The organism is Rhizobium sp. UBA1881 (assembly GCF_002338015.1).
Lineage (GTDB): Bacteria > Pseudomonadota > Alphaproteobacteria > Rhizobiales > Rhizobiaceae > Rhizobium.
In genome coordinates this window covers 24,733-46,647 of the sequence record NZ_DDHH01000135.1, presented here as the reverse complement: position 1 = coordinate 46,647, position 21,915 = coordinate 24,733, and the positions used below count along the sequence as shown (strand labels likewise).

Genomic DNA, 21,915 nt, shown 5'->3' with positions numbered 1-21,915 from the left:
CGGCTCCTAAATCCGTTCCGGTCGCTTCAAGCCCATCCGATCGCGCAGCGTTGTGCCCTCATATTCGGTACGATAGAGGCCGCGATGCTGCAGGATCGGCACGACCATGTCGACGAAATCGGTCAAGCCATCGGGGAAGTGCGACGGCATGACGTTGAAACCGTCGGCGGCCCCAGTTGTAAACCAGGTCTCGAGTGTGTCGGCGATATGTTCGGGCGTCCCGCAGAGAACCCAATGCCCGCGTGCAGCGGCCATGAGGTTATAGACGTCCCGCAGTCGCATATCCTCGCGGCGTGCCTTGTCAAGCATGACCTTGGCGAAGGCGTGGTAGTTGTCGGATGGTTTCAGATCGATGGGGACAGGACCGTCGAGGTCGTAGACGCTCATGTCGATACCGAAACGATCTGACAGCAGCGACAGGGCATTGGTTTCGCTGATGAAGCCCTGCAACGCTGCGAGCTTGTCGTGCGCCTCGCGCTCCGTGCGGCCGACGATTGGCATCACGCCGGGCAGCACGACCATGCTGTCTTCGGTACGCCCGTAGTTCGGCAGGCGATCCTTGACGGACCGGTAGAAGTTGCGCGCCTCGTCGAGATCCTGCGTGACCGAAAAAACGACATCCGCCGATTTGGCCGCCAGTTCCTGACCAGGGCCCGAGCCGCCAGCCTGCAGGATGATCGGTTGTCCCTGCGGCGCGCGACCGATGTTCAGCGGACCCTTGACCTTGAAATGCGCGCCCTCGTGATCGAGGCAGCGAACCTTGGCCGGATCGATATAAAGCCCGGTTTCACGATCGGCTGCGATCGCGTCATCCGCCCAGCAGTCCCATAAACCACGCACAACCGTCAAAAATTCCTCAGCGATCTCGTAGCGCTTGGCATGATCGGGATGGATGGTGCCGAAATTCGCCGCCGCCGTCGGATTTGCCGTCGTCACCGCATTCCAGGCCGCACGACCGCCGCTGAGATGATCAAGTGACGCAAAGACGCGGGCGACCGTAAACGGGTCGCTGTAGGTGGTCGAGACGGTGGCACCGAGCCCGATGTGCTTCGTCGCACCGGCAATTGCCGATAGCAGCGTCAGCGGCTCGAGCCGCGCCGTGTAGGAGGGGTGGGCGGCTGGATCTGCGTGCAGGTTGTCGCCCATGAAGATCATGTCGAACAGACCGCGCTCGGCGTCCTGCGCGATCGCGCGAACCTGGTCAATATCCTGGAAACTGTCGATTGCTCCAGGCATCCGCCAACCGGCGACATGGCTGCCGGTCCCGAGAAGAAACAGGCCGAAGTGAATCTTGCGTGTCATGCTGTGCTTATCTCCAGAAGACGTAACGGCGCTCGACGAAGCTGATCGCGCCGAAGAACACGAGGCTGATCGTCGAGGCGACGATGATGGCTGCCCAGACCTTGATGAAGTCGATCTGCAGCACCGCCTGATAGATGACCCAGCCAAGGCCTCCGTAAGCGCCGAGCATCTCGGTGACGATGGCCACCAGAACGCTGCGCACGGTGGAGACGCGCATGCCGGCGATAATCAGCGGTAGCGCGGTCGGGAGGCGCAGCCGCCAAACGATGGCAAACTGTCCCGCGCCAAACGAGCGGATGAGATCGACAGTCTTGCGATCGATCCGGTCGAGGCCGGCAATGGTGCTGAGAAAAATCGTGAAGGACACAGCGATTGCCACCATCACCACCTTCGACGTCATGCCCATGCCAAACCAAAGCAAGACGAGTGGCGAATAGGCGACGACGGGAACCGAGTTGATGGCGGTCGCCAGCGGCAGGACAACGCCGCGCGCAGCCGGGATGATGGTGACGAGGACCGCAAGCGACATGCCGATGGCGCAGCCGATCACATATCCGGCGATGGCCTCACCCGCGGTAAAGGCGGTGGCATCGAGAAGATTGCCCGCATCCGATACCAGTCCGGAAAGGATGCTGGAGACCGACGGAAGCACATAGGCAGGAAGATTGAAGCCGCGCGCCGACAGTTCCCATATGACGGCGATGAGCAGCGCGCCCGCGATGCCGCGCCCGATCTGGCGCAGGGTGTCCGTGCGTTGAGTGCTCATTTCTCGATCCCCCAGAAAACGACATGGCGCTCCGCAACGGACACGGCGCCGTAGAGCCCCATCCCGAGACAGGCAGAGACGACGATGGTTGCCCAAATGCCGACGACGTTTTCATTGTACATCGCCTGCAGCAGCAGCACGCCGAGGCCGGTCGTGTCGCCGAACCATTCGCCCACGATCGCACCGACGAGGGCCAGCGAAGAGGCGAGCTTCAGAGCGACGAAGATCTGCGGCAAGGCGGCCGGCAGATAAATGCGCCGCAAGATCTGTCCGTCCCTGGCGCCGAAGCTGCGCATCAGTTGAACCTGCTTCGGATCGACCGATGAAAAGCCGAGGATGGCGTTGACCGTCACCGGCAGGAAGCTGACGTAGAAGGAGATCACCGCCTTGGCCAACAGCGTGTTGCCGAACCAGAGCACGACCACGGCGCCGAAGGCAATGACCGGAATGGTCTGCGAGACGATGAAGAGCGGAAAGAACAGTTCGCGAAGCGCCGTCCAGCGATGGAAGACGACCGCGACCGCCACGCCGAACAGGCTGCCGGCGACGAAGCCGAGCGCCGTCTCAAGGAAGGTCCGCCACAGTCCGGCAAGATAGGCGCCGGGTGTCGCCATGATGTTGGCGGCAATGGCGCTTGGGCGCGGCAGATAATAGGGGCGGATGCCGAAGGCCATGACGATCACTTCGATCGCCAACAGTCCTAAGGCCAGCCACAGGATAGGCTTTACCGCGGCGTAGATCCTGCCCGTCGTAAAGACGGGCAGGCTTGTCGCGGATGCATTCATTCCAGTCACAGGCGTCGTTCCTCGGCCGGGATCTTGTCGATGAAGGAGGCGTTGAACGCCCTGTCGAGATCGACGGGCTTGGAGATCACGCCATACTTGGCAAGCAGATCGTTGGCCGAGCCGACGGCTGCCTTGTCGATCGTGAAGATGCCGTCGGTCGAAGCCTTGCCTGCCGTCATCAGCGTCTTGATCTCCGACAGCATGAATTCCTGCTGGGCACGGTCGAGCGTAGGGGCGATCTTCATGATGATGTCGATCGCTTCCTTCTCGTTGGCGAAGGCTTCCTTCCAGCCCTTGACGCTGGCGCGCAGGAACTTCTCGACGAGTTCAGGCTTTTCGGCGGCGGTCTGTTCGGAAACGATCAGCGTATCGCGCGGGAAGGAGACGCCGCTGTCCTCGGGCACGAAGAGGTTGAGGTTTTCCTTACCGACGCGCTGGTTGATGACGTAGAGCTCGTTGTAGCGGGTGGCGGTCACGACATCGACCTGCTTATCGACGAAGGGGGTGACGGAAACCTGCTGGGGCTGGATATCGGCTTCCTTCGGATCGATGCCGGCCTTCGACAGCATGGCCGAAAGCACGTGATTGGCGCCGGTGAACCAGGTGGTGATCTTCTTGCCCTTGAAATCGGCGACGCTTTGAACCGCCCCGTCCTTGTGCGAAACGAAGACGAACGGCGTGAGCTGGTGGGCAACGCCGATGCAGACGATCGGCAGGCCCTTGTCGCGTCCGGCGAACACGCTGTCGGTGCCGCCGGAGAGACCGAAGGTATCGGCGCCGGTCGCGACGAGGTTTTCGGTCAGAAGGTTCGGTCCACCAGGATTGATGGTAAGGTTGATGCCTTCATCCTTGTAGTAGCCCTTTTCGAGAGCGACATAGAAGCCGGCGAACTGAGCCTGTGTAAGCCACTTCAGGCGCAGGCTGGCATCGGCCATATCCTGCGCGGCGGCCGGAGCGGCACCCATGCCGAGTGCCGGAAGCGTTATGGCGGCGGCAGCAAATGCTGCGATCACGTTACGTCTGTTAAGCATGAAACCCTCTTTTATCGTCGTGACTTGTCGTTGCCCTCCCATTGATGTGCTTACTGCCGGAAGTCAGAGCCTTCCCTGTCCAGCTGGCGCAGGAACGCCGGCCACTCCCGTTCGCCGGCAATAAGAATGTCGCCCTTGCTCTCCCAGAACTGGCGTGCCGCCTTCTCGCAAACATCGTGCGGGGGGATGACGAGCTCGGCACCCGAAGCGCTCGCAGCCTGAAGATCGAGCTGGATGCGCGCGGCGCGCTCGAAATAGTAGAGCAGCATGAAGGCTTCGCCGGGCGTGCGGCCGATGGTGAGGATGCCGTGATTGCGCATCAGCATCACTTTGTTACCACCGAGATGGCTGATAAGGCGCTCCTGCTCTGCCAGATCGATGGCGACGCCCTCATAGGCGTGGAAAGCCTGGCGCTGATAGAAGCGCATGGCAAACTGGCTGAGCGGCAGCAGGCCGTCCTTCTGGCACGATACCGCGACGCTGGAATCGGAGTGTGTGTGCAGCACGCAAACGGCATCGTGGCTCGACTTGTGCAGCGCGCCGTGGATGACGAAGGCGGCCTTGTTGACCGTATAGGGCGTGTCGTCGAGCTTGTTGCCCTCTATGTCGATCTTCACCAGGCTCGACGCAGTGATCTCCTCGAACAGGAAGCCGTAGGGGTTCAGAAGGAACTGATCCTCGTGGCCAGGCACGCGCATCGAGATGTGGTTGTAGATCAGATCGTCCATGCCGAGGCGGGCAACCATGCGGTAGCAGGCGGCGAGATCGACGCGCGCCTTCCATTCGTCTTCGGCGATATGGGCCGGGCGACCCGAATAGTGGTCTGTCATAATCTGTTTCCTCATGCTTCAATCAGTGCCCAGCGACCTGGAAGGATTTCATGCTTTCCTCCTCGATTGCCTCGAGAAGGGTCTTCTTCAGCGCAATGAATTCGGGAGACGTGACGATATCGGCCTTGCGCGGACGTGGCAGATCTACAACCTGTTCCAGCTTGACCTTGCCCGGGCGCGCCGTCATGACCAGCACGCGGTCGCCGAGGAAAATCGCCTCGTCGACGTCGTGAGTGATGAACAGCACCGTACGCTTGTGCTTCTGCCAGACATCGAGCAGCCAGCGCTGCATCATCGTGCGGGTGAGCGCATCGAGCGCGCCGAACGGTTCATCAAGCAGCATCAGGTCGCGCTTGAACAGGAAGGTGCGCATCAGCGCCACGCGCTGGCGCATGCCGCCGGAGAGCTGGTTGGGATACTGCTTCTCGAAGCCGGCGAGGCCGAACTCGGGAAGCATGTCCATTGCCAGCTTGCGCGCCTCCGCACGCGGCATGCCCTCGATTTCAAGGGCGATGATGGCGTTGTCGATGACATTGCGCCACGGCAGCAGCAGATCGCGCTGCGGCATGAACGAGACCTTGCCGAGCAGATCGGAAGCCGTGGAGCTGACGCCCTTGAGGCGCAGGATATTACCCGCATCAGGCTCTTCCAGACCGGCAAGGATGTTGAAGAGCGTGCTCTTGCCGCAGCCGGACGGGCCGACCACGGTAACCAGCTCGCCGGGGCGAATGGACACCTCGAGATCGCTCAGCGCCTTCGTCGCGCCGAAGGTCTTGGAGACGTTCCGCAACTCGATGAGTGGCTTTCCGTCATCAACCGGATCGCCGGATTCAAGCAAGGCAGGCGCCGGCAGGGCGGCCCGCGCCTTTTGCGGCTTCAGCAACTCGATCAACCCCATGGCGCCGGATGCCGAACCACGAGGGAAGAGTTCCGTTGGCGTTATCGCCCTGTCAGTCATGAGCACGACTCCTGTCACGTATGCAAATCTTCGTCGAAGAAATACAAGCAAGCCCCATGCCAGATGCAGAACCCCGTATTTTTTTCCTCAAAAACAGACCTCCGCCGACGAAAGGAGCGGCCACAGCGCTGAGAAGCTCCACTTCGACGTAGTGGTTATACAGGATTAAGGTTTTGTGCATGCATATAATGGATATTTGTGTTCTCGATGTGCTATTTGTTGTGCACGACGTGTGTATTTTTTAGCCACCAGGCATCAAGGTTCGAACTCTCGGCAAATAGCCGCCTTGGCGGATCGCTTGCACAAAAAAGACCGGGAACGAAATCGTCCCCGGTCCTCGAAAGTTGACAAAGAAAGCCTGGACCTAGGAGAGCGCCCGCTTCATCATCTCGAAGAAACCATTGTTCGACGCCTTCTCGACAACGCGGGCGTTGACCTTGAACTCAGGCCAACGATTACCGAGAACCGGCGGATGAACGGCGGAGAACCCCCGGGTGATTTCACCCGCGGTCTCGATCCGGACAACCGCGTCGCGCGCAATCTCGATCAGATCGGGATTAAGCGCCATGGCGCAGGTCAGGGAGTCGGGATGCGTGCTGATGGGGCGACCATACCGCACCTCTGCCGTCTGGCGAGGCGTAGCCGAAACCTTGCGGTAGAATTCCGAAAGCGGCGTCTTCATGCCGAAGATTTCATCGAGCTGGTCCGCTTCGAACAGGCTGGAGCGCATGGTGAGCGTCCAGGTCGAGAGCGTGATGTTGAAGCCCGCCTCGAAGACGATCTTCGCCGCTTCCGGGTCAATGAAGAAGTTGTATTCCGCGCAGGGCGTGATGTTGCCGACCGAGTTGTCGGTGCCACCCATAATCCAGAGATGGCGAACAGCCTCGGCGATACGCGGCTCCTTCATCACCGCCAACGCGATGTTGGTCAGCGGCGCCTGGGCGAGGATGTCTATCTCGCCGGGCTCCGCCATCACCTTCTCGATGATCGCATCGACGGCATGCATCGTCTCGGGCCGCTGGCGGGCGATCGGAAGGTTGGCGCCGCTCATCCCGTCATTGCCGTGCATGGTGGATGCTTCCCACGGCTTGACCATCGGCCGGCGCGCGCCGCAGTAAACCGGAACCTTTCCGGAGAAGCCGGCGGCCTCGATGGTCGCCAGCGCGTTTTCCACCTGCTGGTCGAAGGGCACGTTGCCGACGCAGACGGTGACCGCCTCTAGCGTCGACCCCGGCGTCTTCATCGCCAGCAGCAGCGAATAGGTATCATCCCCTGCGGTATCGGTATCGATAATCAGCCGCATCAGTAGAACTCGAATCCCATGGTGCGGGCATGATAGTAGAGCCCACCATCCTGCACGATCAAAAACTCGGCGCGGGTGTTGCCATCATTGTGATGGCTGTGCTTGGCGGCGGCCGGTGTCACCAGCGTTGCCCAGGGCGACCAGTCGCATTTCTCTTCGGCAACCAGGGAGTAAGCGGGATCGCCGGCAACGACCAGCGTGATGGCGGCCGAATTGTGCTTGTGCGGAGGCTGCGCGCTCTTCGGCTTCAGCGTGTTCAGCGAGAGCGTCATGGTCGGCGTTATGTTGCGGGCCGCTTCGGTCTTCTCGGCCGAGAAGATCAGTGCGTGACCGGATGTCGAGGCATTGGCGTTCGAGCTGTAGACCACATCGAGCTGATGTGTGATTTCATCGGCCGGATAATGCACGAACTGCACCGCGGCTTCCTTGCCGGTGACCGGCGCGGAGGTGTCGAACTTCAGCTGCGGATCGTTGCCGACAGCCCAGAAGACGCAATCATCCTTGGCAGTGATCGCCGACCTGATGCCACCCGGCAGAAGGAAGACATCGCCCTTGCCGAGCGTCGCCGTCTCGTCACCGACAACGAGGCTGGAACTGCCCTTGATGACGTACCAGATCGACGCTGTGTTCACGAGTGTCGTATCCAGTGTTTCACCGGCCTTGACCACACCATAGCGCGCCAGCATCAGTGGCGTCGTTGCGGCAAAGCCGCATTCCATCTGCTGGGACTGGTCGCAGTTGATGAAGCCGGTCTTCTCCATCTTCATCGCTTCAGCCGGCTCGTCCATGAAGATGTGCCCAGGCACCGCCGGAAGCTTTATATTGAAGGCATTGCCGGAATTGAAATAGCGGCTGCGCGCCTCCGCCGCGTTGGCAGGCTCACGCGGCAGTTGGACCGGCATTTCGGCCATGTCGTTGGCTGTGCTCATCATGCATCTCCTTTGTTGAACGAAACACCCGCTTCCTCCAGAAGCAGGTCGAGAAGAACGGACGCCCCGGCTGCAACATGATCCGGTTCGGACCATTCGTCCGGGTGGTGGCTGATGCCGCCCCGGCAGGGAATGAATATCATGGCGGACCGCGTCAGCGGCGCCATCTGCCGGGCATCGTGTCCGGCTGCGGAAAGAACGTCCAAGCGCGACAAACCACGCCGGTCCGCGGAAACCCGGATCGCCTGCTTCAGCCCTTCGTCGAAATCGTTCGAGGGCGCATCGACGAGGCGACGGATCTCGACCCGGCAGGCGCCGGCTTCTTCGCGTGCGATTTCCTCGAGGCGGGCGCCGCACGCTTCCAAAACCGTATTGTCGGGATGGCGCAGATCGATGCGGAAGATGACCTTGGCCGGGACGACTGACGGCGCATTAGGCTCGACCACGACACGGCCGATGGTGAACTTGATTACATCCTCGTCAGCCATCGCATCATGCATCCGCGTCGCCATTCGCGCGAACGCCTGCACAGTATCCTGCCGGCGGCTCATCGGTTCGGTGCCGGCATGCGCCTCGCGGCCGGTGATCGTGATGTCGTAGGTTTTCTTGCCCTGGATGCCGGAAACGACGCCGATGACGGCGCCTTGCGTTTCCAGCACATCGGCCTGCTCGATATGCGGCTCGATATAGGCGTGAATGGGAAAGCCGAGCGCGCGACGGGGCAGCGCGGGGAACGCTGCACGAAGCTCGCCAAGGGCATCGCCGACGCTGACGCCATCGGCATCGCGCACCGCCATCACGTCCTCAGTTGTGCGCAGGCCGGCGAAGAGTTCGGAGCCCATCATGCCGGGAGCGAAGCGACTTCCCTCTTCATTCATCCAGCCGACGACCGTGATGGAACGCTCCGGTGTCAGGCCTGCTTCCGATATCGCGGTCACCGCCTCCAGGGCCGCGAGCACGCCGAAGGCCCCATCAAAAAGACCGCCTGTCGGCTGGCTGTCGATGTGACTGCCGGCGACGACAGGCGCCAGTTGGGGAAGTAATCCTTCGAGCGTGAGAAACAAATTGCCCGCCGGATCGGTCGAAGCCTCGAGGCCAGCCTCGGCACCCCAAGCAATGATCCGCCGCCAAGCCAGTATTTCCTCACCCGACAGTGCCTGCCGGTTGACGCCGCCTCCCGGCAGCGCGCCATCCTCGCCGAGCGCCATCAGGCGGGTCCAGAGCCGGTCGGGAGAGATTGCGGGCCTCACCATGTCTTTTACTCCGTCCGCATCACCTGACCGGGATCGGCACGCGGATCGCGCACCTTCCATGCGCCCTGCTCGACCTGGGCGATGAAATCGGACACGAGGGAATTGAACAGCATCGGCTCTTCGAGGTTCAGGGTGTGACCTGTTTTTGGGAAGATGGCGAGACCTGCGGCCGGCAGCATCTTCTTCAAGTAGATCGACGGCTGCAGGCAATGGTCGTCCTCGTCGCCGGTCATGACCAGCGTTGGCACCATCATCGCCTTCAACTGCTCTTCGAGATCCCAGAAGGAGGGGCGGCGGCACTGGACACCGCGCATGGTATTGGCGGCGCCGATAGCCGAGTGATGCGACAGGCGCTCGGCAAAAGCCGCCCAGCCGCGAGGATCCTTGTTCTGGAACTGAACCCGGCTGGCGCCGAGCGAATAGATCGTTGAGAACCCGGCCGGATCCTTCTCGAAATTATCGGCAACCTTCAGCGAGGTACTGCGGAAGTAATCAGCCGTTTCCCGCTCCGTGCCGTAACCGGCACCTGCAACCGTCAGCGACAGCGCGCGCTCCGGCGTGCGAAGGCCGAAATGCAGGGTGGCGAAGCCGCCCATCGACAGGCCGACGATATGTGCCTTCTCGATGCCGAGCGCATCGAGCACGGCAACTGCATCGTCGGCGGCGTTGGCCTGCGAATACATCTCCACATCCGCAGGAATATCGGATGGCGCATAGCCACGGGCCGCATAGGTGATGCAGCGGTGACGACGGGCAAAGAAGCTCATCTGCGGTTCCCACGCATCGTAGTTGCCGCCGAACTCGTGGATGAACAGGATCGGCGTCCCGCCCTCTCCTGCCGTCTCGTAGTAAAGCTTTGTTCCATCCTTGGCGGTCGCGTACATCTGAAAGCCTCTTTGCCTCGTATCGTCGATGGATCTGCCGGCCCTAGAAAAGGGCCGGTACGTCGTTAAGCGTGCGCGCGGTCTCGATATAGCGCGGCAGGCCCTCGCAGAAACGCTCGGCCCAAGCCGATGGCACCGAGGTCGAGACCTTGATGAACCGATCGCCAAAAGCGGCCGTGTGATAGCGACCCTGGCGGATCATTACGCCCTCGCGGCGGGCAGCCTCGACGATGGCCTCGGGAGAAACGCCGGTAGAGGCGGTCTCGAGAACCAGGAAATTGCCGTGCGAGACTGGGATCGGAACCGAAAGGCCGGTGGCTTTTGCCGCTTCGATGATCATTGCCTTGTTGGCGCTGTCGATGCGACGCACGTCCTTCATCCACTCATTCTTCACCGAAAGCCCGGCCATGGCAGCCCGCTGGGCCACGACCGATGCGCCAAGCACCGAGGTGGAGGCGGCCGAGAACTCGTCGACGAGCTTCGGCTCCGCGACGAGAGCGCCGATGCGCATGCCGGCGAGACCGAGCCACTTGGAGAACGACAGCGAAACCACCGTGCCCTCGGGCGCGACCTGCAACACCGGCGTATGGCCGTCGGCGAAATCGCGATAGGTGCAATCGTGGATCAGAAGTGCGCCAACCGAGCGCGCGATTTCTGCAAAGGCTTCGATCTCTTTGCGCTCATAGCGGATGCCGAGCGGATTGTTCGGATCAACGATGTAGATGATGGCGCAACGCTCATCGACGTTGGCACGCAGCGCGTCCGGCGTCAGCTTGTAGTTGACCGAGGCGTCGTAGATCGGAATCTGCACCACTTCGGCGCCGGCCTGCTCGGCGAACATGCAGGGCCACTTCCAGGTCGGGTCGGTGGTGACAAGCGTGGTGCCCGGCTTTGCGCGCGCCTTGCAGATCATGGCAAGCGCATTGACGCCGCCTTCGGTGACAAGCGCTTCGGCCGAGGTTCCGGCAACGCCGAGGTCGGCAACGATCGCGCTGCGCAGCGCCTCGAAGCCCATCGGTGGGGCATAGGCATTGAACTCGCCGGCTTCGACCGAGCGGATCATGGCTTGCGCGACCGCCGGATGGGCGGGCACGTGGTTGGTGTTTTGCCCCATCCACGCCAGGTCAGGCGTGGAGAACAGATCGTCGAAGTAGCGGTTGCGGGTGCGTGCGTCAGCCATGGATCAGATCACCGAGCCGCGCGCTGCAATGCCGCCGTCGATCGTGACGACCGTGCCGCTGATATAAGCGGCTTTGGGCGATGCCAGGAAGACGCACAGATCGGCGACTTCCTCGGCGGTTGCCGGACGCTTGCCCGGATACTTGTCGTAAAGCTCTTCCCAGCGGCCTTCGTCGCCGAGCATGTCGATGGCCTTGCGCTTCATGATCTTGAACATGCGCGGGGTATCGACCGGGCCCGGATTAACGCCGACGACGCGGATGCCTTCATCCATGCTGCGGCCGCCGAGCGCCTTGGTGAAGCTCATCAGAGCGGCATTGCCGGTGGAGCCGGCGAAGTAGGCAGCGTCCCAGTTTTCGCCGGAATTGCCGATGACGTTGATGATGACGCCACCCTTGCCCTTACGGCGCTTCCAGAATTCGCGTGCCAGCGTGATGTAGCCGAACACCTTGAGATCGAAGCCGCGGCGGATCGATTCGTCGGTAACGTCCTCGATCGAACCGGCCGGGATATCGCCGGCGTTGTTCATCAAGATGTCGTAGTCGCCGCAAGCCTTGTCGAGCGCAACCATGGCCTCGGTCGTGCCGAGATCGGCTTCATGTACGGTAACGTTGACCGGATACTGCGCCAGTTCGGCCTTCAGCTCCGCCATCGCCGCGCCGTTACGGGCAGCGAGGTGAAGGTGACATCCTTCAGCGGCCAGTACCTTCGCGATGGCATGACCGATGCCCTGCGAGGCTCCAGTGATCAGCGCCGTCTTTCCAGCAAGATTAAGTTCCACCTGCATCTCCTGTGTGAATACATATTTCGCTTTCTTGCATACGCCGTTTTATCATCATGTCCATAGGCGCGTTACTAAAATATCGAAAATTTTTGCTCTCTATCAGCGACTTGGGGAATTTATTCGCAATCTTTGCAAATCGAAAAGGCACGGAGTCCATTTTATCGGCAATATCGCATTTATTTAAGAAAACGTATTTTGTGTATACGAATATCTATTGCGCGAATACTGAAATGACATAATGTCACATTCACGCCTTCGGGCACGAACGACACCTGAAACAGACGGCTGGAATATCCTCATGGCAGATGTGTCCCTCAAGAATGTGGGGAAGACTTACGAAAACGCCTCGGCGAACACGATCGAGAACCTGAACCTGGACATTCGCAGCGGTGAGTTCGTGGTGCTTGTCGGCCCGTCGGGCTGCGGCAAGTCGACGACACTGCGGATGCTGGCGGGCCTTGAGGAACTGACGGACGGCGAAATCTGGATCGGCGACCGGCGTGTGGACGAACTGGAGCCGCGCGATCGCAACATCGCCATGGTCTTCCAGAACTACGCGCTCTATCCGCACATGACAGTGGCGCAGAACATGAGCTTCGGCTTGAAGCTTTCGGGCATGGATAAGGCAGAGATTCGCCGCCGTGTCGAGGAGGCAGCAAAGGTCCTGGATATCTCAGCCCTGCTGGAGCGGCGGCCCAAGCAGCTCTCAGGCGGCCAGCGCCAGCGCGTCGCCATGGGTCGCGCGATGGTTCGCGATCCTGCAGTCTTCCTGTTCGACGAGCCGCTCTCCAACCTAGATGCGAAGCTGCGCGGGCAGATGCGTGCGGAAATCCGCCGCCTGCACAAGCGGCTGAAGGCGACCACCGTTTACGTTACCCACGACCAGGTCGAGGCCATGACGCTGGCGGACCGCGTGGTGGTGTTGAACAAGGGCCTGATCGAGCAGCAGGGAACGCCGCAGGAACTCTACGAACGTCCCGCAACCCGCTTCGTCGCCGGCTTCATCGGCAGCCCGACTATGAATTTCCTGCCGGCCGACGTCGTTATGGAAGGCGAAACACCGACGCTGAAGTTCGCTGGCGCCACGCTTACCGCTCCGACCGACAAGCTCGAAGCCTTGAAGGCCTTCGCCGGCCGCCGTGTCGAGATCGCTCTGCGCCCCGAACATTTCCTGGCCGACGGCGCAACCGAAATCACGGTACCGGTCGACATGGCCGAACTGCTCGGCCCGACGACGCTCGTTCATTTCACGCTGGAAGGCGTCTCCTGTTCCGCCATGCTGCCGCCGGAGCTCGCCGCGGCCGAGGGGCAGGCGCAGTCGCTGCGCATCGCCCGTGATCGCATGTCCCTCTTCGACCCGAATACCGGCCGCGCCATCTGACGCGACCACCGCCTGCACGACATAAAATCAAGGAGAACAGCTGATGAATGCCCGCATACTCTTTCTCGCCGGCCTGCTTGGCGCCACCGCGCTGGGCGGCACCGGCGCATTTGCCCAGGACAGCGCTGCCTGTACCGGCGAGACCGTGACGCTGCGCATTCTGCGCACGCCGGGGAACTACCCCTATCCGGCCCCGATGGAGGCCTGGCAGAAGGAAAATCCCTGCGTCAAGTTCGAGATCAACGAAGTTCCATTCGCCCAGCTTGCTGACACGATCTCCGTCCAGGCCGCGAGCTCCAATCCGCCTGACGTTCTGGTTTACGACGGTCCGAACACCCAGTCCTACGCCGCCTCCGGCATCCTGCTGCCCATCACCAAGTACCTGCCGAAGGGCTGGGACGAAGATATCCTGCCCGCGACCAAGGCCGAGCACAGCTACGAGGGTGAGGTCTATTCGCCCGGCATCGAGCAGACCACCGTCGCCATGTACTACAACAAGAAGCTCGTTGAAGCCGCCGGCATCAAGCCGCCGCAGACGCTCGACAAGGCCTGGACCTGGCCGGAAGCACTGGCTGCTTTCAAGGCCTGCCAGCAGGGCCCGGCCGGCGCACCGAGCGTCTGGGGTCTCGGCCCGACCCGCTTCGGCAACGGCCAGCCCGGCCTCGTCTATCAGGACCTGATCTACCAGCGTTCAGCAGGCGACCCGAAGGCCGATCCGGAAAGCTCCGCCTACAAGACATTCTGGGCACTCTCCAAGGACGGCAAGTCGGTCGAGGGATACCTGAACACGCCGGAAGCGATCGAAGCGCTGAAGTTTTACCAGTCGCTGTTCAATTCCGAAGGTGTCGCGCCAAAGGTCGGCATTCCGAACGCCTTCTTCGACGGCAAGGCCTGCTTCTACATCGATACGCCGGCAGCCGGCAGCGCGCTGATCAAGGATCCGAAGATCGAGTGGGGCATCACCCCGATCCCGTACTTCAAGACCCCGATCGTTCATACCGGCTCGACCACGATCGGCGCCACGGCGCGTTCCAAGCATCCCGATATCGCCGCAAAGTTCGTGGTCGACATGTCCACGGGTGAATACGCCTACATGAACGTCAGCCAGCGCGGCAACCTGCCGACGCTGAAGAGCCTGTTTCCACGCTTCGAGACCTACAACTCTTATCCGATGAAGGTCTTCGTCGATCAGCTGCAGGAATGGGGCCAGCCGCGTCCTCCGGGTCCGAAGTTCGCCCAGTACGACAAGCTCGTTACCGATGCTCTGCGTGCCGTGGCCTTCGGCGGTAATCCAGCCGACCTGATGGCGGACGCCGAGAAGAAAGTACAGCGAGTTCTCGATCGCTAAGCATTGGACGCAAGAATGTCGGTCTCAAATACCCTATCCACGGCTTCGGCCAAACCAAAGACGCGAAAGCCCGCCACGAAGCGGCAGAAGCGCGATTGGCTGTTTGCGGCCGGCTTCCTTGCGCCGTTCATGATACTGTTGCTGGTCTTCCAGTACGTGCCCTTGCTCGTCATGGCCCGCAACAGCGTCTATGATTACTCCCTGCTCAACCCGGCCGCCGCCAAGTTCGTCGGGTTGCGCAACTTCACCGACATGATCGACTATGACGATGCCGCCGTCTCCTTCGGCGTCACCTTTCTCTTCGCGCTTGGCGTCGTCGTCTTCGTCATCCCGGTGGCCTTCTCGCTGGCATTGTTTCTCAATTCGAAGCTCCCGGCGCGCGGCCTTGTCCGCACCATGATCATGCTGCCGGTCGTGACCTCGTCGGTGGTTGTCGCCACCATGTGGTCTTTCCTGCTCGACCCATCGAACGGCCTGATCAACGGCGTGCTGAACATCGTCGGCATCGGCAACCAGCCCTTCCTGACGTCGACGAGCCAGGCGCTTCCGGCCCTGATCGCCATGACGCTCTGGCAGCAGGTCGGCTTCGGCGCCATCCTCTTCCTCGCCGGCCTGCAAGGCCTGCCGGTAGAACTGACCGAGGCCGCCCGTATCGACGGCGCCACGCGCCGCCAGGTTCTCTGGAACGTGACGATCCCGCTCCTCTCCCGCACGACGCTCTTCGTCGTCGTGATCATGACGGTGTTTTCACTTCAGGCCTTCGCGCCGGCCTTCCTGATGACCCAGGGCGGACCGCAGGACAGCACCAACCTGATCGTCTACCACATCTACAACAGCGCCTTCATCATGCAGCAGGCCGGCTATGCCTCGGCACTATCCGTTGCGCTGCTGCTTGTGGTGCTTGCCATCTCCATGGCGCAGATGGCCCTGCTGCGCTCTCGCTGGAATTACTGACATGAAGAAGCAACATCTCCGGCGCGGCGCCATGGTCGCCCTCGTCATCGTCGTCATCCTGTGCTGCTTCCTGGCCCTCTATGCCTGGATCGTCTCGTCGTCCTTCAAGAACCAGCTGACGCTGTTTAACGATGTCACGCCGCTCTCCTGGCGCGCCTTCCTGCCCGTCGAGGGAACGTTCGAAAACTATCGCACGCTGTTCGAGCGCACCAACGTTCTGACCGCGCTGATGAACACCGCCATCGTTGCCGGCGGGCAGGTGGCTCTGACGCTCCTGCTCTGCTCGATGGCAGCCTATTCGCTGACGCGCATCCGCTTTCCCGGCGCGAAGATCGTTTTCGTGCTGATCCTCCTCACTTTCCTGCTACCGATCGAGGCGATGATGGTGCCCCTCTATCAGGTGGTTTCCGGCCTCGGCCTGTCCAACACGCTGCTCGGCGTCATGATCCCCTGGATTGCCAGCCCGTTCGGTCTGTTCCTGCTGAAGCAGGCGTTCGAGGAACTGCCGGTCGAACTCGAGGACGCCGCGCGGATCGACGGCGCCGGTCATGTGCGCATCTTCTTTTCGATCGTGCTGCCGAATGTGAAGGTGCCGATGCTGACGCTTGGCCTCATCACCTTCCTGTTTTCGTGGAACAGCTTCCTGTGGCCACTCGTCATCATCCAGGATCCGGCAATCCAGGTCATCCAGGTGGCGATTGCCCAGCAGGGCTCGCCGACACAGTTGCCGAACTGGGGCGAAACCTTTGCCGGCGCGACTGTCGCTACCGTTCCGCTCATCCTGCTCTTCCTGCTGTTACAGAAGTATTTCACGCAGGGCATGACCACCAGCGGGATCAAGGGCTAGGCCATGAACGCACCGGCACGCGGCCTTGCCCAGCTTTCGACACTGGACGCCCCGATGGGCGGACAGATCGGCTATCGCGTCTTCGGAAGCGAAGGCGATTGGCTCGTGCTGATCCACGGCTGGTGCGGCAATGCCGAGCATTGGAACGCGATCGCGCCCGAACTGGCGCGAGACCACCGCGTGCTGGCGGTCTCGCATCCCGGTTTCGGTGGCACGCTCCCGCCGCCGCCAGCCGGCCAGACGATCCGCGCGATGGGCGCTGCAGTCGCACATCTCCTGGCTCATCTTAGCATCGAAAGAGCGACGTTGATCGGTCACTCGATGGGCGGCCCGATCATGACCGAGGTGGCGATCATCGCACCGGAGCGTGTGAGGGCCTTGATCGGCCTCGATACGTTGACGGACCGCGACTATTACGGTCGTGTTCCCGACGACGAGCTCGTCAGACGCCACGAGGAGTTCGCCGCCGACTACGCGGGCCGCATGCGCGCCATGATCGACATCATTGTGCATCCCTCCACCGACGAGGCTATGCGCCAGTCGATCACCGACAGCATGATCGCCTCGGCTCCAGCCGCCTTCGCGCTTGACGTCAAGGACGACCTCTTCGCCTGGGACGCGCAAGAGCGCTGGCCGCTCGTCGCCTGTCCCGCCGTGATGCTCAATTCGGCCTGGGTCGCGCGACTGGCGGATCCGGCGCCAATGGACTGTTTCAGCAGCACTGATGTCGTCGAATACGACTCCGGTCACTTTCCGATGATCGAAGCTCCCGTGATGATTGTGGAAAAGCTCCGAACCTGCCTTGCTACATTCGTATACCCCCTCACCACCCATTGAATGCAGAGCGAAAAGAAAAGTATAAATGCCGCCAGCAAAATACAAATTGGCCATTCGCAGTTCCGCGAGAGGAGTGACCGCATTGGATCAGGATGACACGCGTCTGCCCGAGGCGGCAAACGGGATGCGCGCTCCGACCCGCGCCGGCGAGCTGCGTGAGCAGCTCGAGCAGATGATCCTTGACGGCAGGCTCGAACCCGGCGAGCGGCTGGACGAGATGGAGCTCGCGCGCCGCTTCGGCCTGTCACGCACGCCGGTGCGCGAAGCAATCAAGGCGCTGCTGGCGATAGGGCTCGTCGAGACGCGCGGCCGGCAGGGCACCCATGTTGCCCTGCTCTCCATTCCGGCGCTGATCGAGATGTTCGACGTGATGTCGGCTCTTGAAGGTCTCTGCGCCCGGCTCGCCGCCCGCCGCGCGACACCTGCGGAGCGCGCTGGTATGCGCAAGGTGCACGAGGAACTGGTCGAAGCCTACAATTCCGGTGACCCTGTCGCCTTCTACAAGGTGAACCAGAAGTTCCACGACCAGCTTTACGAGGCGGCCCACACGCATTTCATCGCCGACCAGGCGATCCAGCTTCGCCTCCGCATCGGTGCCTACCGCATGCGCGCCACCTACCAGCCTGGCCGCATGCTGAGCACGCTGACCGAGCACGTCCGCATCATGGACGCGATCGATGCCGGTGATCCGGAAGGGGCGCGCAAGGCGGCCAGCGATCACGTCCAGCTGCTCGGCGATCAGCTGACCGATTTCATTTCGTCGTTGCCGGCACATATGAGCCGCGCTCAGTAACACGAACGAGCTTCGCGCTCGCAAGGAGACCGCGCGGCAATCGTCGCGCGGGAGGAGGAAACATATGCCCGCATCAGAACGCCCCGTGATCCTCAACCAGCTTGGCCCGGAACTCGGCAAGACGCTCGAGGAGCATCCTTCCCGACCCATCGTGATCCAGAGTTCCTTTCCGGACGAGCCATGGAAGATCGTGCCCGAGGCCGACATTCTTGTGACGGGAGGCTTTGCCAACTGGAAACAGGCGCCGCGCGACTGGCGGTTTCCAGAGCGGTTGAAATGGGTGCAATCGCAGACGACGGGCATCGAGATCTATCCACCGACCCTCCTGCGGGATCGGGTTATGACCTGCGGGCGCGGACTGAACGCACTGCCGATCGCCGAGTTCGTCTTCGCGGCGATACTGCGCAGCGAAAAGCGGCTGGAAGAGACGCGTGCCCGCAGCGAGGCGGACTGGCGCCGGCACGACATCGGCCGCCTATATGGCAAGACGCTCGGCCTCATCGGCTACGGAAGCCTCGGCCAGGCGATCGCCCGCCGGGCGCTTGCCTTCGACATGAATGTCATGGTCAACCGCCGCACGGCCTGGGAGGGTGAGCGGGGCATCGCAGCGGCCGGGATCGACGAGATCTTCGCAACCGCCGACCACCTCGTCATCGCCGCGCCGCTGACATTGGAAACGGAAGGTTTGATCGGTGCCGACCTCTTCCGCGCCGCCAAGCCGGGCTTGCACATCGTCAATATATCCCGCGGCAGCCTCATCGATCAGGAAGCGCTGGTAGCGGCAATCGTTGCGGGAGATATCGGCAGCGCGACGCTCGACGTGACCACGCCGGAGCCGCTGCCGGACGGTCACCCGCTCTACACCTTGCCCAACGTCTTCATAAGCCCGCACATTTCATGGGCGGGCGGTGATCAGGACCGGGTTTTCCAGGACCGGTTGATGAAGAACCTCGACGCCTATCTGAATGGCGAAGAGCTCGAGGCGCTGGTCGATCCCGCGCGCGGCTACTGACCCGGGTCGACCTCACTCTGAAACCTCGCCCCGAAGCGTCGGACGTCTGCGGTGGAACGACGTCCTCGTCTGGTAGGCTCCGCCGGCCCGGCACAGTAAAGCCTCGGCGAAGGGGCGACCGACGAACTGGAAGCCGACGGGAATTCCCTTGGTGCTCTCACCGCAAGGCATGGTGATCGTCGGGTAACCGCAAACGTCGAAGGGCGCCGTGAACGGCCCGATGGCAAGGATCGCGGCGGGGTCTTCGCCGAGCGATGACATGAACTCCAAAGAGGGGCCGGCAACCGGCAATCCGGGCACCATGAGCAGGTCGATATCGGCGAACATGCGCGCGATCCGGCCGTTGAATTCGCGGCGATCCTCCAGCGCTACCGCCATATCGCGCGCCGTGTAGGCACGGCCGCGCTCCAAAAGAGCGGACAGTCGCTTGCCATACTCCGCCTTGCGCGCCGGATAGGTCGCTTCATGCGCCATCGCGCATTCGACCGCGCACTGCACGGCCCAGCCGCGCAGCACCAGATCGGGATCGGGAAAGCTGACATCCACGAAACGGGCGCCAAGCCCGCGCATCACCTCGACCGCCGCCTCGATCGACGCCACCACCTCGTCCGTCGCGCGTGACGCAATGAAGGCCCGATCGATGCCGATCGTCAGGCCGTTGACATCGGCGGACAGAGCAGCGGCGAGATAGTCATCGACGGGAACCTGCGCGGCGGTCGGATCCGCCGCGTCCGGCCCGGCGATGGCGCCGAGAAGAGCCGACGCATCGGCCACGCTGCGGGCCATCGGCCCGACGTGATCGAGAGAGTTCGCAAGGGGAAAGACGCCGTGGCGGCTCACGCGCCCCCATGTCGGCTTGATGCCAACGACACCGCAGCAGGACGACGGTAGGCGAATGGAGCCGCCCGTGTCGGTGCCGAGTGTGCCATAGGCAAGGCCCGACGTGACTGCCACGCCCGAACCCGATGACGACGTTCCGGTCCAGTGCGCGGCGCCAAAAGGATTGATAGGTGGTATGATCGACGGATGGTGATCGGCATAGACGCCTTCAGTCAAAGTCAGCTTGCCAAGCATCACGGCACCCGCTGCCCGCAGACGCGCCGTCGCAGTCGAGTCCTCGCCCATCTCCTGACCGGCGAAGACAGGACTGCCAAAACCCGTCGGAATGTCGGCGGTGGCGAAGGCATCCTTAACGGCTAGGGGAACTCCATGCAGTGGTCCGCGCCAGTTCCCAGCCTTGATCTCGGCATCCGCGTTGCGGGCTGCGGCGAGAGCCACGTCCCGCGCAACGGCGACATAGGAGTGTAGTGCCCCGTCATGCGTAGAGATCCGCTCGAGCATGAGTTCTGTCAACGCAACCGAGGAAACCGCCCCCCTGCGCATGACCTCTCCAAGCTGGGTAAATTCGGCAGACCACAGGGGCTCGTTACTCATCAGTCATCCTTTTTTGCATGTTCGATACGGCATAGGCGCACTCAATTCAGCCTAAAAAATCACACTTGTCAAAATTGAATACATATTAGGCAAATGTCGCATTTTCTAATCAGCGAGGACCGGATTATGCTCCGCCCATCCGCATGAACAGTCCGTTTTCAGGCAAAAAGGCCGAGTCTTGAATTGGCATGTATATTGCAATCATTTTTCTGCATACACAAAATGGGGAACTACATCATGAAGCGCAATTTCAAGCATAGTGTTTTCTCACTTGCATTTCTTGCCGCCGCAATCGGTGGCTCGGTCTCGACCCATGCCGCGGAGGCCATTTCCATTCGGCTGAAATGGGTCGCCCAGGCGCAGTTCGCCGGCGTCTACGTCGCTAAGGCCAAGGGCTTCTACAAAGACGCCGGTCTCGACGCGACGATCAGCCCCGGCGGCCCGAACATTAACGTCGAAACACTGGTTGCCTCAGGCGCGGACACATTCGGTATCGCCAGTGGCACTGAAGGCGTTCTCTATGCACGCGAAAAGGGCCTGCCGCTGATCTGCATCGGCATGTCGCAGCAGATGACACCATTCGCCTATGTTACCTACGACAGTTCGGGCATCAACTCGGTCAAGGATTTCAAGGGCAAGTCGGTCGCAACCTGGATGACCGGGCCGCAGTTCACGCTCTACTCCGTGCTCGCGCATGAAGGTTTGTCGCAGAGCGACGTCAATGTCGTCTCACAGCCCTTCTCTATGCAGCCCTTCATCGACAAGCAGTACGAGGTCGCGACCGTGACGCTCTACAACGAGCTGAATACGCTGAAGGAACAAGGCATCAACAACATTAAAACCTTCCTACCCGATGATTCCGGCGTGACGACGCAGCAGGATTCGATCGTCACTTCGGAAAAGATGATCAAGGAGAAGCCAGAAGTCGTTCAGGCCTTTCTCGACGCGACGCTTAAGGGATGGAAGTACGCCTTCGAAAACAAGGCCGAAGCCGCGGATATCATAATGGCGGCAGGTTCCGGTCTCGAGCGCAAGCACCAGGAGCTGATGCTTGATGAAATCGAAAAGCTGATGCGCGCCAAGCTCGGCGGCAGCCAGGGCCTGGGCGCCATCGACATGACATCGATCAAAGCCGTTCACGACAGTCTGATCGAATACAAGGCACTGAAGAAGCCGGTCGATCTGGAAGCCGCCTTCGATCAGACCTTCTGGGGCAAGACGCCAGCATCCGCGAAATCGATGTAATCGAACCAATCGGAAGCGGATCCTATTTGGGTCCGCTCCCGTCTCGAACGTCAAATACGC

The 21,915-nt window shown here is 61.5% G+C and carries 21 protein-coding genes; 8 read left to right on the top strand and 13 right to left on the bottom strand.

Annotation, left to right across the window (positions count from 1 at the left end; translation table 11 throughout):
- Positions 1 to 6 precede the first annotated feature (6 nt).
- The 12 genes from B3605_RS16705 to B3605_RS16650 all read right to left on the bottom strand — a co-directional run bounded on the left by B3605_RS16705 (position 7) and on the right by B3605_RS16650 (position 12,007).
- Positions 7 to 1,302, bottom strand: coding sequence for an LLM class flavin-dependent oxidoreductase (locus B3605_RS16705; protein ID WP_112941223.1), 1,296 nt, complete (start codon positions 1,300 to 1,302; stop codon positions 7 to 9).
- 7 nt (positions 1,303 to 1,309) lie between these two features.
- A complete protein-coding gene (locus B3605_RS16700; protein WP_112941222.1) occupies positions 1,310 to 2,068 on the bottom strand; it encodes an ABC transporter permease in 759 nt (252 codons plus the stop codon).
- Complete coding sequence (locus tag B3605_RS16695) at positions 2,065 to 2,853, bottom strand: ABC transporter permease (RefSeq protein WP_112941221.1); 789 nt, start codon at positions 2,851 to 2,853, stop codon at positions 2,065 to 2,067. Before B3605_RS16695 ends, B3605_RS16700 begins: the two co-directional genes overlap by 4 nt.
- Before the next feature lie 5 nt (positions 2,854 to 2,858).
- The gene (locus B3605_RS16690) at positions 2,859 to 3,884 is read right to left on the bottom strand and encodes an ABC transporter substrate-binding protein (protein ID WP_296435136.1); all 1,026 of its coding nucleotides are present in this window, start codon (positions 3,882 to 3,884) and stop codon (positions 2,859 to 2,861) included.
- A gap of 50 nt (positions 3,885 to 3,934) precedes the next feature.
- A complete protein-coding gene (locus B3605_RS16685) occupies positions 3,935 to 4,714 on the bottom strand; it encodes a class II aldolase/adducin family protein (protein WP_112819826.1) in 780 nt (259 codons plus the stop codon).
- 22 nt (positions 4,715 to 4,736) lie between these two features.
- Positions 4,737 to 5,672, bottom strand: a complete 936-nt coding sequence (locus tag B3605_RS16680) for an ABC transporter ATP-binding protein (RefSeq protein ID WP_162725116.1) — start codon at positions 5,670 to 5,672, stop codon at positions 4,737 to 4,739.
- A 364-nt stretch (positions 5,673 to 6,036) separates the two neighbouring features.
- Positions 6,037 to 6,975, bottom strand: coding sequence for a nucleoside hydrolase (locus B3605_RS16675; protein ID WP_112941218.1), 939 nt, complete (start codon positions 6,973 to 6,975; stop codon positions 6,037 to 6,039).
- Positions 6,975 to 7,904: a cupin domain-containing protein gene (locus B3605_RS16670; RefSeq protein WP_162725115.1), complete on the bottom strand. Its 930-nt coding sequence runs from the start codon at positions 7,902 to 7,904 to the stop codon at positions 6,975 to 6,977. Before B3605_RS16670 ends, B3605_RS16675 begins: the two co-directional genes overlap by 1 nt.
- Entirely contained in the window at positions 7,904 to 9,157 is a 1,254-nt protein-coding gene (locus B3605_RS16665) for a hydantoinase/carbamoylase family amidase (RefSeq protein ID WP_296435129.1), read from the bottom strand. The genes B3605_RS16670 and B3605_RS16665 overlap by 1 nt, the downstream gene beginning before the upstream one ends.
- A gap of 5 nt (positions 9,158 to 9,162) precedes the next feature.
- Complete coding sequence (locus B3605_RS16660) at positions 9,163 to 10,041, bottom strand: alpha/beta fold hydrolase (RefSeq protein WP_112941215.1); 879 nt, start codon at positions 10,039 to 10,041, stop codon at positions 9,163 to 9,165.
- Between the two features lie 43 nt (positions 10,042 to 10,084).
- Positions 10,085 to 11,221, bottom strand: coding sequence for a pyridoxal phosphate-dependent aminotransferase (locus tag B3605_RS16655; RefSeq protein ID WP_112941214.1), 1,137 nt, complete (start codon positions 11,219 to 11,221; stop codon positions 10,085 to 10,087).
- A 3-nt stretch (positions 11,222 to 11,224) separates the two neighbouring features.
- A complete protein-coding gene (locus B3605_RS16650) occupies positions 11,225 to 12,007 on the bottom strand; it encodes an SDR family oxidoreductase (RefSeq protein ID WP_210297258.1) in 783 nt (260 codons plus the stop codon).
- A gap of 295 nt (positions 12,008 to 12,302) precedes the next feature.
- On the opposite strand from B3605_RS16650, the gene B3605_RS16645 reads away from it, so the two are divergent.
- From B3605_RS16645 to B3605_RS16615, 7 genes are all read left to right on the top strand, one after another.
- A complete protein-coding gene (locus B3605_RS16645; protein ID WP_296435125.1) occupies positions 12,303 to 13,385 on the top strand; it encodes an ABC transporter ATP-binding protein in 1,083 nt (360 codons plus the stop codon).
- A gap of 43 nt (positions 13,386 to 13,428) precedes the next feature.
- Positions 13,429 to 14,733, top strand: a complete 1,305-nt coding sequence (locus B3605_RS16640; RefSeq protein WP_113010548.1) for an ABC transporter substrate-binding protein — start codon at positions 13,429 to 13,431, stop codon at positions 14,731 to 14,733.
- A 15-nt stretch (positions 14,734 to 14,748) separates the two neighbouring features.
- Complete coding sequence (locus tag B3605_RS16635) at positions 14,749 to 15,687, top strand: carbohydrate ABC transporter permease (RefSeq protein WP_051961529.1); 939 nt, start codon at positions 14,749 to 14,751, stop codon at positions 15,685 to 15,687.
- Position 15,688: 1 nt separating this feature from the next.
- Positions 15,689 to 16,534, top strand: a complete 846-nt coding sequence (locus B3605_RS16630) for a carbohydrate ABC transporter permease (RefSeq protein ID WP_296435119.1) — start codon at positions 15,689 to 15,691, stop codon at positions 16,532 to 16,534.
- Between the two features lie 3 nt (positions 16,535 to 16,537).
- The gene (locus B3605_RS16625; protein ID WP_296435118.1) at positions 16,538 to 17,371 is read left to right on the top strand and encodes an alpha/beta fold hydrolase; all 834 of its coding nucleotides are present in this window, start codon (positions 16,538 to 16,540) and stop codon (positions 17,369 to 17,371) included.
- A gap of 73 nt (positions 17,372 to 17,444) precedes the next feature.
- Entirely contained in the window at positions 17,445 to 18,164 is a 720-nt protein-coding gene (locus B3605_RS16620; protein ID WP_409457190.1) for a GntR family transcriptional regulator, read from the top strand.
- Positions 18,165 to 18,228: 64 nt separating this feature from the next.
- Complete coding sequence (locus B3605_RS16615; RefSeq protein ID WP_112941208.1) at positions 18,229 to 19,176, top strand: NAD(P)-dependent oxidoreductase; 948 nt, start codon at positions 18,229 to 18,231, stop codon at positions 19,174 to 19,176.
- Positions 19,177 to 19,188: 12 nt separating this feature from the next.
- On the opposite strand, the gene B3605_RS16610 is transcribed toward B3605_RS16615, so the two are convergent.
- Positions 19,189 to 20,610 carry an amidase gene (locus tag B3605_RS16610; RefSeq protein ID WP_112941207.1) on the bottom strand — a complete coding sequence of 474 codons (1,422 nt, stop codon included), beginning with the start codon at positions 20,608 to 20,610 and terminating at the stop codon, positions 19,189 to 19,191.
- Between the two features lie 237 nt (positions 20,611 to 20,847).
- On the opposite strand from B3605_RS16610, the gene B3605_RS16605 reads away from it, so the two are divergent.
- Positions 20,848 to 21,855: an ABC transporter substrate-binding protein gene (locus tag B3605_RS16605; protein ID WP_296435111.1), complete on the top strand. Its 1,008-nt coding sequence runs from the start codon at positions 20,848 to 20,850 to the stop codon at positions 21,853 to 21,855.
- Positions 21,856 to 21,915: the final 60 nt, after the last annotated feature.

Excerpts from the sequence above, each read along its gene's own strand:
- B3605_RS16705 (WP_112941223.1), bottom strand. The coding sequence starts at position 1,302 with ATGACACGCAAGATTCACTTCGGCCTGTTTCTTCTCGGGACCGGCAGC.
- B3605_RS16700 (WP_112941222.1), bottom strand. The coding sequence starts at position 2,068 with ATGAGCACTCAACGCACGGACACCCTGCGCCAGATCGGGCGCGGCATC.
- B3605_RS16695 (WP_112941221.1), bottom strand. The coding sequence starts at position 2,853 with ATGAATGCATCCGCGACAAGCCTGCCCGTCTTTACGACGGGCAGGATC.
- B3605_RS16690 (WP_296435136.1), bottom strand. The coding sequence starts at position 3,884 with ATGCTTAACAGACGTAACGTGATCGCAGCATTTGCTGCCGCCGCCATA.
- B3605_RS16685 (WP_112819826.1), bottom strand. The coding sequence starts at position 4,714 with ATGACAGACCACTATTCGGGTCGCCCGGCCCATATCGCCGAAGACGAA.
- B3605_RS16680 (WP_162725116.1), bottom strand. The coding sequence starts at position 5,672 with ATGACTGACAGGGCGATAACGCCAACGGAACTCTTCCCTCGTGGTTCG.
- B3605_RS16675 (WP_112941218.1), bottom strand. The coding sequence starts at position 6,975 with ATGCGGCTGATTATCGATACCGATACCGCAGGGGATGATACCTATTCG.
- B3605_RS16670 (WP_162725115.1), bottom strand. The coding sequence starts at position 7,904 with ATGAGCACAGCCAACGACATGGCCGAAATGCCGGTCCAACTGCCGCGT.
- B3605_RS16665 (WP_296435129.1), bottom strand. The coding sequence starts at position 9,157 with ATGGTGAGGCCCGCAATCTCTCCCGACCGGCTCTGGACCCGCCTGATG.
- B3605_RS16660 (WP_112941215.1), bottom strand. The coding sequence starts at position 10,041 with ATGTACGCGACCGCCAAGGATGGAACAAAGCTTTACTACGAGACGGCA.
- B3605_RS16655 (WP_112941214.1), bottom strand. The coding sequence starts at position 11,221 with ATGGCTGACGCACGCACCCGCAACCGCTACTTCGACGATCTGTTCTCC.
- B3605_RS16650 (WP_210297258.1), bottom strand. The coding sequence starts at position 12,007 with ATGCAGGTGGAACTTAATCTTGCTGGAAAGACGGCGCTGATCACTGGA.
- B3605_RS16645 (WP_296435125.1), top strand. The coding sequence starts at position 12,303 with ATGGCAGATGTGTCCCTCAAGAATGTGGGGAAGACTTACGAAAACGCC.
- B3605_RS16640 (WP_113010548.1), top strand. The coding sequence starts at position 13,429 with ATGAATGCCCGCATACTCTTTCTCGCCGGCCTGCTTGGCGCCACCGCG.
- B3605_RS16635 (WP_051961529.1), top strand. The coding sequence starts at position 14,749 with ATGTCGGTCTCAAATACCCTATCCACGGCTTCGGCCAAACCAAAGACG.
- B3605_RS16630 (WP_296435119.1), top strand. The coding sequence starts at position 15,689 with ATGAAGAAGCAACATCTCCGGCGCGGCGCCATGGTCGCCCTCGTCATC.
- B3605_RS16625 (WP_296435118.1), top strand. The coding sequence starts at position 16,538 with ATGAACGCACCGGCACGCGGCCTTGCCCAGCTTTCGACACTGGACGCC.
- B3605_RS16615 (WP_112941208.1), top strand. The coding sequence starts at position 18,229 with ATGCCCGCATCAGAACGCCCCGTGATCCTCAACCAGCTTGGCCCGGAA.
- B3605_RS16610 (WP_112941207.1), bottom strand. The coding sequence starts at position 20,610 with ATGAGTAACGAGCCCCTGTGGTCTGCCGAATTTACCCAGCTTGGAGAG.
- B3605_RS16605 (WP_296435111.1), top strand. The coding sequence starts at position 20,848 with ATGAAGCGCAATTTCAAGCATAGTGTTTTCTCACTTGCATTTCTTGCC.